Source organism: Pseudomonas sp. Bc-h (assembly GCF_002080045.1).
GTDB lineage: Bacteria > Pseudomonadota > Gammaproteobacteria > Pseudomonadales > Pseudomonadaceae > Aquipseudomonas.
The window spans coordinates 458,173-472,586 of the sequence record NZ_MUIN01000006.1 but is presented as its reverse complement, the minus strand read 5'-3'; the positions used below and the strand labels follow the sequence as shown (position 1 = coordinate 472,586).

Sequence of the window (14,414 nt, the reverse complement as noted above, 5' to 3'; positions counted from 1 at the left end):
GGATTTAGCCGAACAGTGATACAGAGTCACATCCCTTTGCGCGCGACATCAGCCCCGGCCTGAACCGCTCGCCCGATCTGCTCTTCAAACCCCGCATCCATCAGGCTTTGCAACGCGGCTGCCGTCACGCCTTTGTAAGCGACCAACGAATCGATCAAATCCTGGGGTTCAGCGTTGGCAAGCAGCTGACTGGCATTGAGCACCACGCCTCGCGCCGCACTTCGGGCGACGTCTTCAGGTATCCCTGCAGCCACTGCCTGATTGGCGAGTGCTGTCATCAACAACGCCGGAAACGCAGGCCCCGTGCCTGACAGCGCGCTCAAATAGTCGATGGCATCTTCGGTTGGCACTCGGCTCGCGGTGCCCACGCACGCCAGTAAACCTTGTATGAACTCCACCTCTGCACTCGCAAGCTCATTGGCGCAGTGCCAGGGTGTGAAGGACTGGCGGATTTCAATGGCTGCATTGGCCATGGCCCTGAAGATCAACGAGGCGCCGGTGAGCTGACTGATCACCCGAGAAGGAACGCCCGCCATGAGCGAGATCACGCGCTTGCCCGAGGCATTGATGCTCAGCGCCTTGAACTGCTCGGGGCGGACCGAAATGATCACCGTGTCGCACGCATCCACAAGCGCTTGATTGTCTGTCATCAAACGGGCGCCGGTTTCAGCCAACGGGTGGCTGCCGGACCGATTGGATAGAAACAGTCGATTCGCGCTGATAAAACCACTGTCGATCAACGCTTGCGCCAGCGCCCCGCCCAACCAGCCGGTCCCGCCGATGATGCCGATGGTTTCAGCTCGCACCGGCGTTCTCCTCGAAGGTTTCGGCCAGCGGCACGAACTCGCCAGGCTCTTTTTCGGCGTAACCGAACGCGCCGTAGAAGCGGTCCAGCTCACGCCGCTTCGGTGCCTTGCCGGTAAAGATCGCGACGTAGTGCGGGATGCGCCGGAAGCGCTCGGTGATGTCTTCGCTGGTTTTCATCGAGATGTAACCGATCTGCGTCAGATAAATCGTTCGGGCGCGAGTGTCAGCGGCCTCCGGCTCGTAGCCGAAGCGTCGGAACATCGCAGTGAGCGCGCTGATACGAGCGTCATCGGCGGCGACGATTTCCTGGGTCACTTCTTCGGACTGCAAGGCCCAGCTGCGCACGGCGAATTCGAACTGCGAGTCGAAGACTTCGGGATTCAACCAGCACTCGAAGACGTTGAGAATCGCCTCGGTGATGTTTTCCGCGTAGCTTTCCGACTGCTTGACCATCCCGCCGGTGTTCTTGTCTTTCCAGCGCGCCAGCAGTGCTGCCAACAATTGTTCCCGGTCCTGAAAGAACCAGTAAAAGCTGGTGCGCGACAGGTTTAGACGCTTGGCCAGAGGCATCACGCGAACGGCATCGACACCGGACTCCTTCAAGGCGTCATAGGCAGCTTCCAGCCAGCCATCCGCCGAGCCTCGCCAACCGGAATCCTGAGGCTTGCCTCGTTCCTTGCCTGATACCGACATTGCGTGTCGCCTTTGCGTTGAGATTGAGTTCAGCGACTGTACGCTGCCGGTCTTTTGATGTACACCCATGTACATTCGGACGACATCCTGTCACGCCGTTGCGGAAGTACGCGCAATGAAAACCGAGGCCCAAGAGCTGCCGAAGAAGGTCAAGGGCTATCGTCGCCTGATCCCTTCAATGACAGCACTGATGGTGTTCGAGGCCGTCGCCAGGCTCAACAGTTTCACCCTGGCGGCGCAGGAACTGGGGGTGACACAGGCGGCGGTGAGCAAGCAGATCCGCTATCTGGAAGAGACCTTGAACACCCGCCTGTTTCACCGTCTGCACCGGTCGATCAAGCTCACCAGCGAAGGCTTCATCCTGTTTTCCGTGACCTCGGATTCCCTGCAACGCATGGCAAGCGTCTTCGACAAGGTCCACGAAGGGATCACCGAACAGGAAGTCGTGCTCGCCAGCACCTCTGCCTTTTCCCAGTTACGCATCCTGCCGCGCCTGGGGACGCTACGTGTCACGCAACCCAGCCTGCAACTTCGTTTGGTCACGCACATGCTCACGCCGGATCTGCGCAGTGATGACATCGATCTGGCGGTGCGCTTTGGCGACGGCAAGTGGGATGACGGCACCTCGATTCTGCTGTTCGACGAAGAGGTGTTTCCGGTCTGCTCACCCGGCTGGCTCACGACCCACACCGCCCCGACCTGCGCAGAAGATTTCCTGCATGTCGAGTTGATCGATTCGGACGCGACGCTCGAAGGCTGGATGACCTGGCATGGCTGGTTCAAGGAGTTGGGGGACGAGCGCCCAAGGCTCAAATATGCCCTGCGTTGCAGCTCTTATACCGATGCGATTCAGGCGGCGTTGAAGGGGCACGGCATCGTGCTGGGCTGGAACCGGCTGGTCGAGCCGATGCTGGCAAGCGGCGAGCTGGTGCGGGTGACGTCCTGCGTCGTAAAACCCAAGGAAGCCTATTACGTCGTCGTGCCCAACGGCCGGCAGATCACGCCGCTGGTGCATGCCCTGGTCGACTGGCTGCGGGACGTTGCATGACGAGTGACGGGGCCAAAACCGGCCTCTGAATATCCAAATCCGTCACGCATAACCTGGGGATATGCGAAGTTGAAAATATAGCGCATTGACGCTATCTGGCCCCCTCTCGATACTCATTTCAAACCGCAGTACACATTATTAGATCCCGCCTGTGAGGTGCATACATGAGTAGTGCCGCCGTCGAATCTCATCGCCTGTTAGTTGAAAACCGTACACCCGGACATGGCATGAACGGCGCCTTGTTTGGACGCGAAGATATATTCGAAACCGACATGAATATATTCTTCAACCAGCACTGGATACTGGTGGGTGTGACAGCGGATATCCCCGAAGCCGGCGATGTATCGACCATTGATATCGGTAAATCCTCGATCATCCTGGTGCGCGACGATGACGAGCAGATTCAGGCGTTTCGCAACGTCTGCCGGCATCGGGGTGCGCGGCTGAAACCGGCGGGCAAGTCCACGGTCGGCATGCTGGTCTGCCCTTACCACCAGTGGACTTATGATCTGGACGGCAGCCTCAAACATGCGGCGCACATGGGCAAGGATTTCAACGCCGCGTGCAGAAGTCTGATTCCCGTACATAGCAAAGTTGTCGGCACGCATGTATTCGTTTGTCTGGGCGAACAGCCGCCGCAAGATATCGATCATCTTGAACAGACGCTCACACCTCGGTTGGCCCCGTATGACTTGACGCATACGAAGATTGCCCATGAGTCCGAAATCATCGAAAACGGCAACTGGAAGCTGGTCATCGAAAATAACCGGGAGTGTTATCACTGCTCGGCGACACATCCTGAACTCACCGCCTCGTTTCTTCCAGAAGACTTCGGCTTCTGCGCCGACGGGCTCAGCGAGGAATCGCTGCTAGCGCTGGATGAGTACGAACAGCGCAATGCGGCAGCGAAGAAAAGCTGGGAAGACGACGGGTTCGTCTGCGATGCCGTCGAGCATCTGGATGTGGATGCCGTGACGCAATTTCGTACGCAGCGTTTGGTGATTGCGGGTAACGGCGAATCGCAAACCCTCGATACGCGAGTGGCGTGCACGAAACTGTTTGGCGACCTGACCCGCCGCGACCTCGGCGATGTGCATCTGTGGACCCACAACTCCTGGACCCATGTGATGAGCGATCACGCGGTGATTTCCTACATCATCCCGCTGGCCCCGAACAAAACCCTGGTGCGCACCAAATGGCTGGTAAATGCCGACGCCCGTGAAGGCGTGGACTATGAAGTCGACAAGCTGATCGAAGTGTGGAAAGCCACCAACCTGCAAGACGCCGATCTTGTGGCGATTACCCACAGCGGCACGCAGGACCCCGGTTATTCACCGGGTCCGTTCTCGGCGTTCACCGAATCCTACGTCGACCAATTCTCTCGCTGGTACGCGGCCCGGCTTGCCGCCCACGGCGTGTGAGGAATGATCATGACCCATTACGAGAATCTGCCTGCAACGAACGGTATCGACAACTCCGAGAAACTGTTCACTGATTCTGAAACCTGGAGTGCTTACGGCGCGCAGTGGAACAGCGGCGAGCAGAAAACTCTGCTGTGCTGTGACGTGCGCGAGGAGACCCATGACGTAAAGACGTTCAGCTTCCGCTGCGCAGAGTTCAGCGCGCTGAGCTTCGAGCCCGGCCAGTTCATCACGGTGTCGCCAGTCATTGGCGGGCAAACCATCGCGCGCTGCTACACCCTGTCGTCATCACCGACCAGGCCGTTTTCGTTCACGATCACGGTCAAGCGAGTGCCGAACGGTGTCGTTTCGAACTGGCTGCATGACAATTTGCGGGCAGGCGACAGCCTGATCGCTTCGGGACCTGCCGGGAGCTTTACCCCGGTGGGTCATCCCGCACGCAAACTGCTCTATCTCTCGGCAGGCTCCGGGGTGACGCCGTTGATGTCCATGACGCGGGCCAGCTTTGATATGGCTGCCAGGCTGGACATCATTTTCGTGCACAGCGCGCGCACGCCATCCGACATCATTTTTCACCATGAGCTGACGCGAATGCAGACCACGCAGCCAGGCCTGCGAGTGCTGAATGTCTGTGAAGGCAAAGGCACGGACGCAGACTGGAACGGGCCTCTGGGGCGGCTGGATTTGCAATTGCTCAGCGAACAGGTGCCGGACTTCAGGGAGCGCGAGGTTTTCACCTGCGGACCGAAGGGCTACATGGATGCGGTGAAGGATGTACTCGCCAAAGGCGGCTTCGACTTCCAGCACTATCACCAGGAAAGCTTCGACATTGCGGCGCTGGTCGAAGCGCCGCTGATCGAACTGGCGCCTGTGGTGGAGCAGACGGCCGGCCTGTTCACGATCACCCTGTCGCGCTCGGGCAAGACTTTCGACATGCCCGCCAACCAGACCGTGCTGGCAGCAGCGAAGAAAGCAGGCGCGATTGTGCCGTCGTCATGCAGCCAGGGCGTGTGCGGGACCTGCAAGACCGCCGTATTGCAAGGCACAGTAGAGATGAACCACAACGGCGGCATTCGCCAGCGCGAGATCGACAAGGGGTTGAGGTTGCTGTGCTGCAGCAGGCCAACGTCGGATCTGGTGCTTGATTTGTAGCTGAGGTCTTACGCTAGGCCCTGTGGGAGACGCCGGAGGTCACGACGGCAGCGATTGGGATTCATCTGATACGAATCTGTTGCTGACCCACCGCTATCGCTGCCGTCGTGGCATCCGGCGTCTCCCACAGTGATCGGGGTGAGCCGGAGATCGACTGGGATCATCTGATACGAATCTGTTGCTGACCCTCCGCTATCGCTGCCGTCGTGGCCTCCGGCGTCTCCCACAGTGATCGGGGTGAGCCGCGCATCGACAGGGATTGAGGTTGCTGTGATGCAGCAGGCCGACGTCGGATCTGGTGCTTGATTTGTAGCTGAGGTCTTACTCCAGGCCCTGTGGGAGACGCCGGAGGTCACGACGGCAGCGATTGGGATTCATCTGATACGAATCTGTCGCTGACCCAACGCTATCGCTGCCGTCGTGGCCTCCGGCGTCTCCCACTGTGATCGAGGTGAGCCGGGGACCTATGCTCGAGGATGGATTTCAAACATACCCACCGCACTCACATGGATGGTCTCGCAAAGTGATCGAGGTGGGCCGGGGACCTATGCTTGAGGATGGACTTTAAACATCCCCCACCACCGCACTCACATGAATCGCATCGTGCCGCCAATACTCCAGATCGCAGTCGATCAGGCGGCCGGTTTGATCATGGTTGACCCTGGCAATGCGCAAGCCGGGGCTGCCGATCGACACCTTCAATGCCGCCGCTGCCTCCACCGGTAGCGCTGTAGGCACCATCTCGAACCTCACCTGCCCATATCGAATGTCGTAGTGACTGGCGTACAACTCGGTCAGCGACTGATTCAGATCGAAATCCAGAATCTGCGGAAAATATTCGGGGTTGAGGTAGTGCTCGACGTACAGCACCAGTCGCTCGTCGATACGGCGTGCGCGGCAGATCTGGATCACGCTGGACAGCGCAGGCAGTTGCAACAATCCGCAGATCGCCGCCGAGGCAGGCTGCATCTTCGCGGAAATGACCTGCGTCGCCGGCACTCGCCCCTGGGCCTGAACCATCGCGTGAAAATGGCTGCGACGCATCAGGTCGTAGGCCAGCCGTGGCGGCGAGATGAACCAGCCACGGCGCTCCTCGCGATAGATCAGGCCCTGCGCTTCCAGCTGCACCAACGCCTCTCGCAACGTAATGCGCGTGGTGTCGAATACTTCGCTGAGCTTACGCTCCGCAGGCAGTTTGCTACCCGGGGGTAACAGACCGTGCTCGATCTGCTCCTGCAACGCATTGCAGATGGTCGTCACCGCTCGAGGCACTTCTTGGCGCATTACGTTACCTATCTGGACTAGACCAGCGCTATTCGGGGGCAAGGTCTACAGCTGAACGGCCCTTTTCAGTGCTTCCGAGCCTAGGCAGCGTAGATGACGCTTGCATGACAAGCCAGCGCGATGCACTTGAAAAGCCTGACAATAAAAAGAAATAAGCCTTTTCAGATCAGTCAGTTGCCCATGGTCTACGCTTACCCCACAGCCATACCGCCCGCCTTCCAGACTCCCAGCAAAAGTCGGTCCAGACACGAAAGTGTCATGAGACTGGCCTAACTTGGCTCAGGTATTGCTGACCTAGACCAACCCAACCGCAACGAGCATTTCACCGACCCTTTCCTACATAACGTCGAGAAGTGCATTAAAGGAGCTTCGAATGAAACACCTTTTGCTGGCATCACTCCTGGGTTCGGCCATCGCGCTGAGCACCTCGGCCATGGCCGCCGACATCAAAGATCTGGAAGCAGCCGCGAAGACCGAAGGCGCGGTCAACAGCGTGGGCATGCCCGACGACTGGGCGAACTGGAAAGGCACCTGGACCGACCTCACCGCCAAATACGGTCTGGTGCACATGGACACCGACATGAGTTCGGCGCAGGAAGTGGCCAAGTTCGACGCGGAAAAAGACAACGCCAGCGCCGACATCGGCGACGTCGGCGCGGCCTTCGGCCCTATCGCGGTCACCAAGGGCGTGACCCAGCCCTACAAACCGACCACCTGGGATCAGGTTCCGGACTGGGCCAAGGACAAGGACGGTCACTGGGCACTGGCCTACACCGGCACCATCGCTTTCATCGTCAACAAGAAGCTGTTGCACGGTTCTGAAGTGCCGAAATCCTGGGCTGACCTCAAGACCGGCAAATACAAGGTCACCATCGGTGACGTGAGCACCGCCGCTCAGGCTGCCAACGGTGTACTCGCTGCTGCGATTGCCATGAAAGGCGACGAAACAAACATTGCTCCGGGCCTTGCGCTGTTCACAGAGCTGGCCAAGCAGAAACGTCTGGGCATCAACAACCCGACCATCCAGACCATGGAGAAAGGTGAAGTCGAAGTCGGCGTGGTCTGGGACTTCAACGGCCTTAGCTACAAGGCCAAGATGGCCAACCCGGATGACTACGTCGTGCTGATCCCGTCCGACGGCTCGGTGATCTCCGGCTACACCACGATCATCAACAAGTACGCCAAGCACCCGAACGCCGCCAAGCTGGCACGGGAATACATCTTCAGCGACGCCGGTCAGATCAACCTGGCCAACGGCAACGCCCGTCCGATCCGCGCCGACCACCTGAAACTGCCACCGGAAGTACAGGCCAAGCTGCTGCCTAATGAGCAGTACAAGAACGTAACACCGATCAAAGACCCTGCCGCATGGGAAAAAACCTCGAAAGCCCTGCCACAGCAGTGGAACGAGCAGGTCATCGTCGAAATGCAGTAACACCGTGACTCTGTAGCAGCATGGCTTGCCGGCGGTGGCGATTTCGATGACGCCATCGCCGGCAAGCCTCGCAACGCGGGCCGGGCCGCCCTGTACAAACTGGAGTGCGAGTTGCCGGCGCTTTCCCGTCCGCTGTACGAATGCATCCTGACCGGCGTTGCGCCCATCGACAGCGGCATCGTGCACAACCATGTTTCGCGCCTGTCCAATCAACGCAGCGTGTTTCATTACGCCGCCGCAGCCGGACTGAACACCGCCGCCGCGGCCTATCACTGGGTCAGCGAGCTGTACAACCGCAGCCCGTTCATCGCCAGCCGTGACCGCCACACCGACGACGCCGACCTGCCGATCCAGCACGGTCATTTCTACTACGTCGATCACTACCCCGACTCCCATCTGTTCGACGATGCCGAGCATCTGCGGACAGCGCACCAGCCGAATTTCCTGTTCATCCACCCGATGAACATCGATGACGCAGGCCACAAGCACGGCCTCGACACCCCGCAGTACCGCAACAGCGCGCGCTCGGCCGACATTATCCTCGCCGAGTATCTGCAGCGCTGGCTGGATGCCGGGTATCAGGTGCTGGTGACTGCCGACCACGGCATGAACAACGACCGCTCGCACAACGGCATCCTCCCCGAAGAGCGCGAAGTGCCGCTGTTCGTCATCGGCGACGCCTTCAGCCTCGACCCGCACGCTCAACCGAAACAGACCGAAATCTGCGGCACTGTCTGCGAGCTGCTCGGCGTGCCCCACGACAAACCCGTCTGCAGAGAGGTGCTCAAGTGAATTCACAGAGTCGCGGCAAATGGCTGGGGCTTTTGTGCCTGGTGCCGTTTGCGATTTTCTTCATCGCGTTCCAGATCGCGCCGCTGGCCTGGGTCGCGATCAACAGCCTGTATTCGGACGCGGGCTGGGGCGTGGATAACTTCATCAAGGCGTTCAATTCACGCTTCTACCGACAGGCCATGCAGTACAGCCTGGAGATCAGTTTCTGGTCGAGCCTGATCGGTATTGTCATTGCGATCCTCGGCAGCTATTCGCTGCGCAAAGTGCCGTCGCGCCTGCGGGATTTCGTCAGCGCCTTCGCCAACATGACCAGCAACTTTTCCGGCGTGCCGCTGGCCTTTGCTTTCATCATTCTGCTGGGCTTCAACGGCGCGCTGACGCTGATCCTGAAACAGGCTGGCATCATCGATGACTTCAACCTGTACTCGAAAACCGGTTTGATCATCCTCTACACCTACTTCCAGATTCCCCTCGGTGTGTTGCTGTTGTATCCGGCGTTCGATGCGTTGCGTGAGGACTGGCGCGAGTCGGCGTCGTTGCTCGGCGCCAGCACCTGGGATTTCTGGCGCCACATCGGCATCCCGGTACTGACCCCTGCCTTGCTCGGCACCTTCGTGATCCTGTTGGCGAATGCGCTGGGCGCCTACGCGACGGTCTATGCGCTGACCACCGGTAACTTCAACGTGCTGCCGATCCGCATCGCGGCAATGGTCGCCGGCGACATCACTCTGGACCCCAATATGGCGAGCGCGTTGGCGATGATTCTGGTGGGCATGATGACCCTCGTGACCATCGTCCATCAGTGGTTGTTGAAGAGGAGCTACCATGTCTCGCGCTGAACGCGGCCCGGCCGGGCTCTACCACCGTGTGGTGGTGTACATCTTGTTTCTGATTCTGCTGGCGCCGTTGCTCGGAACCTTCGTCTACTCGATCGCCACCAGTTGGTCGGCGACGATTCTGCCCGCTGGCCTGACCTACAAATGGTACGTAGCGCTATGGAGCGACCCGCGCTTTCTGATGGCGTTCGCTCAGTCGCTGCTGGTCTGCGTCGGCGCGCTGATCCTCTCCGTGGTGCTGATTCTGCCGCTGCTGTTCGTGGTGCATTACCACTTCCCCAAGCTCGACGCGCTGATGAACATCCTCATCCTGCTGCCCTTCGCGGTGCCACCGGTGGTGTCGTCGGTGGGACTGTTGCAGCTCTACGGTTCAGGGCCATTGGCGATGGTGGGTACGCCGTGGATTCTGATCGGTTGCTACTTCACCATCGCCTTGCCGTTCATGTACCGCGCGATCACCAATAACTTGCAGGCGATCAATCTGGTCGACCTGATGGACGCCGCGCAACTGCTCGGCGCCAGCACATTTCAGGCAGCGTTTCTGGTGGTGCTGCCGAACCTGCGCAAAGGCCTGATGATCGCCCTGCTGCTGTCGTTCTCCTTCCTGTTCGGCGAGTTCGTGTTTGCCAACCTGCTGGTCGGCACCCGCTACGAAACCCTGCAGGTGTACCTGAACAACATGCGCAACAGCAGCGGCCACTTCAACAGCGCGCTGGTGATCTCTTATTTCTTCTTCGTATTGCTGCTGACCTGGGCGGCCAACCGACTGAACAAGGACAAAGACTGATATGAGCTTCGTCAGTGTCGAAAACCTGCAAAAGAACTACGCCAGCACAGCGGTCTTCAGCGACATCAACTGCGTGATCAACAAGGGCGAATTCGTGACCCTGCTCGGTCCGTCCGGCTGTGGCAAATCGACCCTGTTGCGTTGCATCGCCGGGCTTACGTCTGTCACCAGCGGCAAGATCTTTCTCGACGGCAAGAACCTGGTGCCGGTGTCGCCACAGAAACGCGGCATCGGCATGGTGTTCCAGAGCTACGCGCTGTTCCCCAACATGAACGTCGAGCAAAACGTGGCCTTCGGTTTGCGCATGCAGAAGGTCAGCGCCGATGAAACGAAACAGCGCGTGGCCGAAGTGTTGAAGCTGGTGGAGTTGACCGAACTCGCCAAGCGTTATCCGCACCAGATGTCCGGTGGTCAGTGCCAGCGTGTGGCACTGGCGCGTTCGCTGGTCACCCGCCCTCGCCTGCTGTTGCTCGATGAGCCGCTGTCCGCGCTGGATGCCAGGATTCGCAAACACCTGCGCGAGCAGATCCGAGCGATTCAGCAGGAACTGGGCCTGACGACGATCTTCGTGACCCACGATCAGGAAGAAGCGCTGACCATGTCCGACCGCATCTTCCTGATGAACCAGGGCCGGATCGTCCAGAGCGGCGACGCTGAAACCTTGTACACCGCGCCGGTGGATGCATTCGCCGCAGGCTTCATCGGCAACTACAACCTGCTGGAGCCCGACGCCGCCAGCCGCCTGATGCAGCGCCCGATCAACAGCCGCGTGGCGATTCGCCCGGAAGCCATTCAACTGAGCCTGACCGGTTCGCTGGAAGGCGAAGTGCGCAGCCACAGCCTGCTGGGCAACGTGATCCGCTATCGGGTCGAAGCGCGGGGTGTGGAACTGGTGGTCGACGTGCTCAACCGCTCGGCCAACGACTTGCACCCTAACGGCCAGCGCGTCACCCTGAACATCGAAGCGTCGGCGTTGTGCGAGGTGGCTTGATCGTCCGAGCATTGGAAATCGGAACTGTGAGAGGGAGCTTGCTCGCGAGCGTCGATTCAGTCACCCCACCGGGGCCTGAAACACCGGTTTCGCGAGCAAGCTCCCTCCCACAATGTCTTGCGTTTCTTCAGCACCGGCACAGACAGAACAAATTTTAGAGGACAGCCGTAATGGCATTAGCAATTTTCGATCTGGACGAAACCCTGATTCACGGCGACTGCGCCAGTCTGTGGAGCGAGCAGATGGGCCGTCTGGGCTGGGTCGATCCGGAGTCGTTCATCAAGAAAGACCATGAACTCATGGAGGCCTACAGCAAGGGCAACCTGGCGATGGAAGACTATATGGCCTTCAGCCTCGAACCCATGATCGGCCGCACACCTGAAGAAGTGGACTTCCTGGTCGGGCCTTGGGTTGAGGACTTCATCGAGCCGATCATTTTCAGTGACGCCACCAAAGCCATCGCCGAACACCGCGCCGCTGGCGACCGCATCCTGATCATCTCCGCGTCCGGCGTGCATCTGGTCAAAGCCATCGCCGAGCGCATCGGCGTCGACGAAGTGCTGGCCATCGATCTGGACATCGCCCATGGCGTTTACAGCGGCCAAACCAAAGGCGTGCTGACCTACCGCGAAGGCAAGATCACCCGCCTTCTGGAATGGCTGGACCAAGAGGGCGAAAACCTCGAAGGCGCAAGTTTCTACTCCGACTCGCGCAATGATCTGCCGTTGTTGCAGAGGGTTGATTTCCCGCATGCGGTGAATCCGGATCCGGTGTTGCGCGAGGCAGCGGAAAAGGCCGGGTGGCCGATTCATAACTGGAAATAGGTACGCAGGGCTGCATTCACCCACGGCTGTGCAGCCCGACCAACGGCAGCAAAACCTGTCATTTCTGACAGTAGCCAAACCCTTCGAAAGGGCGCTCAATCGACTTACATCCAGTTGACAGGAGTCAACCTCATGGTCAGTAAGTCCTCAGCACCCGCACGCGCTTCCACTACGTCTACCGCATCGATTGAAGTGGAAATTTTCGACGGCGGCGACTCACTGGGCACGACGACGACAGATGCGAATGGCCAGTGGAATTTCTCAATTAATAATCTGGGCCTCGGCAATCATACGCTGACGGCCAAAGCCCTATCTGGAAACAACCCTATATCGCCAGCGTGGACGATTGACGTTGCTGCGAAAGCCGTGCCGACGATCACGCGCATCCAGGATACAAAGGGTGAGGTCCCGCCCGGTGGAACTACGACAGAGACTCGCGTGACACTCAGTGGAACCGCCGAAGCCGATGAGCAAGTCAAGATTCTGGACAACAATGTGGACAAAGGCGACGCGGCTGTCAGCAGCAGCGGTTTGTGGTCTAAAGAAGTTACCGTTGCGTTGGGCGCACACAGCATGAAGGTGCGAGGGCTTTATGATGGAAATCCAGAATCGGGCGCTCGGGCGTTCAGCGTGGAGCCGCCGACACCACCCCTTGTCATTGATACCGCAACGCTATTGTTGAATGGATACATTGTTCGTTGGGGACGTGTGCCTACTACGCCTCCTGCCGGGAGTCACGCAACACGCAGCGCATCAGGAGGAACACCGCCTTACTCCTACTCAATCAGCAATGACCGCGCCAACATTAACGCCTCTAACGGTCAGGTCATTTCGAATGGTAATGGCAGCGCGACGGTGACTGTCAGGGACAGCGGCAGCCCGGTGCAAACGGCGAGCTATTCGGTAACTGTCTCGAATGTTTTCCAGCTTGACGGCTGGGGGGGCACACGAGGGTTTCAGGGGGCTATGGATCATGCAAACTCCCTTGGCGGACATGTCCCTTCGATGGCTGAATGGCGCGCTGTCCGCGCAAGTTATGGTGGCGACCTACAAGTCCCCAACGGGGAGGTTGAGTCATGGTCCACTGATCTTGACGGCCTCGTTACCCGGTTCACCATGATCCCGAACACGGGACAAGAAGGTAAATCGAGTCAAATTTGGGGAACGCAGGCCTGCTGGGGAATATTTGTTCGCTAGCAAGGCAACATCAATGCCCATAGCTTTTGCTTTTCCCAATGAAAGCGGGGTCTGCCTTGTCGATGGTGGTGCTCAGAGGCCGATCACCAACGACAAGGCAGACTGCGAAATATCATCGCCAGCTAGTCACTTCAGGCTTTCATCGATCACCAACACTACCTTGCCCGACACCTGATTGGTCGCAAGCTCGGCGTAGGCCTCTTCTGCTTCCAGAATCGGAAAGCTGCGGGCCAGTTGTGGCTTGAGGCGGCCTTCAGTGAACAGCGGCCAGACGTGCTGGCCCAGATCGGCAAGCAGATCTGCCTTGAACTGGTCGTCACGGCTGCGCAGCGTGGAGCCGAGGATCTGAATGCGTTTGCCCAGCACCTGAGCGAAATCCAGTTCGGCCTTGCGTCCGCCCATCAAACCGATCAACACCAGCCGCCCGTCCGTGCCCAGCACTTTCAGGTTCAGCGCGGCATAGTTGGCGCCGACCGGGTCGAGGATGACGTGAAACGGCGCGAAGTCGTTCAGCCCTTCAAGGCTTTCGTTGCGGATCACCCCGCCCTGGGCGCCGAGTTCTTCGCAGTACGCCAGACGGTCCGCCGAACCAACGCTGACCCAGCACGGATTGCCGAATGCCTTGCACAGCTGAATGGCAGCTGAACCAACTCCACTTGCACCGGCGTGCAGCAAAACTTTTTCACCGGGCTTGAGGCCCGCGAGCTGGAAGAGATTCAGCCACGCCGTTGCGTAAACCTCGGGAATCCCCGCCGCTTCATGCAGCGAGATGCCCTCCGGTACCGGTAAGACATGCCGTGCGTCGACGACCACCTCTTCTGCCATCGCCCCGCCTGCAACCAGCGCGCATACGCGGTCTCCGACGGTCCAGGCGGTACCGGAGCCGACCTCGGCAATGACGCCGGAACACTCCATGCCGAGGATTTCCGTGACTCCCGGCGGGGGCGGATAAAGCCCCGCACGTTGCAGCAAATCCGCTCTGTTGAGCCCTGCCGCCGCGACCTTGATGCGAACTTGCCCCACATCGAGCGTCGGTGATGGCTGTTCAACCCATTCCACGTGACCTTCAACGCCTTGCAATGCTTTCACGGTGCCTCCATAGTGAGTCTTGACTGAGCCAGTGTGCATCTAAGCATCCTGGCTTTCT

General features: G+C 59.2%; 13 protein-coding genes and 1 pseudogene. 10 read left to right on the top strand and 4 right to left on the bottom strand.

Features of this window, described 5'->3' with window-relative positions:
- Window positions 1–26: 26 nt before the first annotated feature.
- Together BWR59_RS12755 and BWR59_RS12750 are read right to left on the bottom strand one after the other, a co-directional pair.
- Complete coding sequence (locus BWR59_RS12755) at window positions 27–806, bottom strand: pyrroline-5-carboxylate reductase dimerization domain-containing protein (RefSeq protein ID WP_081565981.1); 780 nt, start codon at window positions 804–806, stop codon at window positions 27–29.
- Window positions 796–1,500, bottom strand: coding sequence for a TetR/AcrR family transcriptional regulator (locus BWR59_RS12750; RefSeq protein WP_081565980.1), 705 nt, complete (start codon window positions 1,498–1,500; stop codon window positions 796–798). The genes BWR59_RS12755 and BWR59_RS12750 overlap by 11 nt, the downstream gene beginning before the upstream one ends.
- A 115-nt stretch (window positions 1,501–1,615) precedes the next feature.
- On the opposite strand from BWR59_RS12750, the gene BWR59_RS12745 reads away from it, so the two are divergent.
- The 3 genes from BWR59_RS12745 (at window position 1,616) to BWR59_RS12735 (ending at window position 5,121) form a co-directional block, all read left to right on the top strand.
- Window positions 1,616–2,548, top strand: a complete 933-nt coding sequence (locus tag BWR59_RS12745; RefSeq protein ID WP_081565979.1) for a LysR substrate-binding domain-containing protein — start codon at window positions 1,616–1,618, stop codon at window positions 2,546–2,548.
- A gap of 164 nt (window positions 2,549–2,712) precedes the next feature.
- Window positions 2,713–3,969, top strand: coding sequence for an aromatic ring-hydroxylating dioxygenase subunit alpha (locus BWR59_RS12740; protein ID WP_081565978.1), 1,257 nt, complete (start codon window positions 2,713–2,715; stop codon window positions 3,967–3,969).
- A 9-nt stretch (window positions 3,970–3,978) separates the two neighbouring features.
- The gene (locus tag BWR59_RS12735) at window positions 3,979–5,121 is read left to right on the top strand and encodes a hybrid-cluster NAD(P)-dependent oxidoreductase (protein WP_081566039.1); all 1,143 of its coding nucleotides are present in this window, start codon (window positions 3,979–3,981) and stop codon (window positions 5,119–5,121) included.
- A 564-nt stretch (window positions 5,122–5,685) separates the two neighbouring features.
- Here BWR59_RS12735 and phnR read toward each other — a convergent pair.
- Window positions 5,686–6,405, bottom strand: a complete 720-nt coding sequence (gene phnR, locus BWR59_RS12730) for a phosphonate utilization transcriptional regulator PhnR (protein WP_081565977.1) — start codon at window positions 6,403–6,405, stop codon at window positions 5,686–5,688.
- 373 nt (window positions 6,406–6,778) lie between these two features.
- Between phnR and BWR59_RS12725 the strand changes: the two genes are divergently transcribed.
- From BWR59_RS12725 to BWR59_RS12695, 7 genes and pseudogenes are all read left to right on the top strand, one after another.
- Window positions 6,779–7,840, top strand: coding sequence for an ABC transporter substrate-binding protein (locus tag BWR59_RS12725; RefSeq protein ID WP_081565976.1), 1,062 nt, complete (start codon window positions 6,779–6,781; stop codon window positions 7,838–7,840).
- 75 nt (window positions 7,841–7,915) lie between these two features.
- Window positions 7,916–8,632, top strand: a pseudogene (locus tag BWR59_RS12720) (alkaline phosphatase family protein); the annotation flags it as partial.
- A complete protein-coding gene (locus tag BWR59_RS12715) occupies window positions 8,629–9,471 on the top strand; it encodes an ABC transporter permease subunit (protein ID WP_081565974.1) in 843 nt (280 codons plus the stop codon). The pseudogene BWR59_RS12720 and the gene BWR59_RS12715, both read left to right, overlap by 4 nt.
- Window positions 9,458–10,255: an ABC transporter permease gene (locus tag BWR59_RS12710; RefSeq protein WP_081565973.1), complete on the top strand. Its 798-nt coding sequence runs from the start codon at window positions 9,458–9,460 to the stop codon at window positions 10,253–10,255. The genes BWR59_RS12715 and BWR59_RS12710 overlap by 14 nt, the downstream gene beginning before the upstream one ends.
- A 1-nt stretch (window position 10,256) precedes the next feature.
- Window positions 10,257–11,246, top strand: coding sequence for an ABC transporter ATP-binding protein (locus tag BWR59_RS12705; RefSeq protein WP_081565972.1), 990 nt, complete (start codon window positions 10,257–10,259; stop codon window positions 11,244–11,246).
- A 170-nt stretch (window positions 11,247–11,416) separates the two neighbouring features.
- Complete coding sequence (locus BWR59_RS12700) at window positions 11,417–12,070, top strand: HAD family hydrolase (RefSeq protein WP_081565971.1); 654 nt, start codon at window positions 11,417–11,419, stop codon at window positions 12,068–12,070.
- Window positions 12,071–12,202: 132 nt separating this feature from the next.
- Window positions 12,203–13,267: an Ig-like domain repeat protein gene (locus tag BWR59_RS12695; RefSeq protein WP_081565970.1), complete on the top strand. Its 1,065-nt coding sequence runs from the start codon at window positions 12,203–12,205 to the stop codon at window positions 13,265–13,267.
- 126 nt (window positions 13,268–13,393) lie between these two features.
- On the opposite strand, the gene BWR59_RS12690 is transcribed toward BWR59_RS12695, so the two are convergent.
- On the bottom strand, window positions 13,394–14,356 hold the full coding sequence (locus tag BWR59_RS12690; protein WP_081566038.1) for a zinc-binding dehydrogenase: 963 nt from the start codon (window positions 14,354–14,356) through the stop codon (window positions 13,394–13,396).
- Window positions 14,357–14,414: the final 58 nt, after the last annotated feature.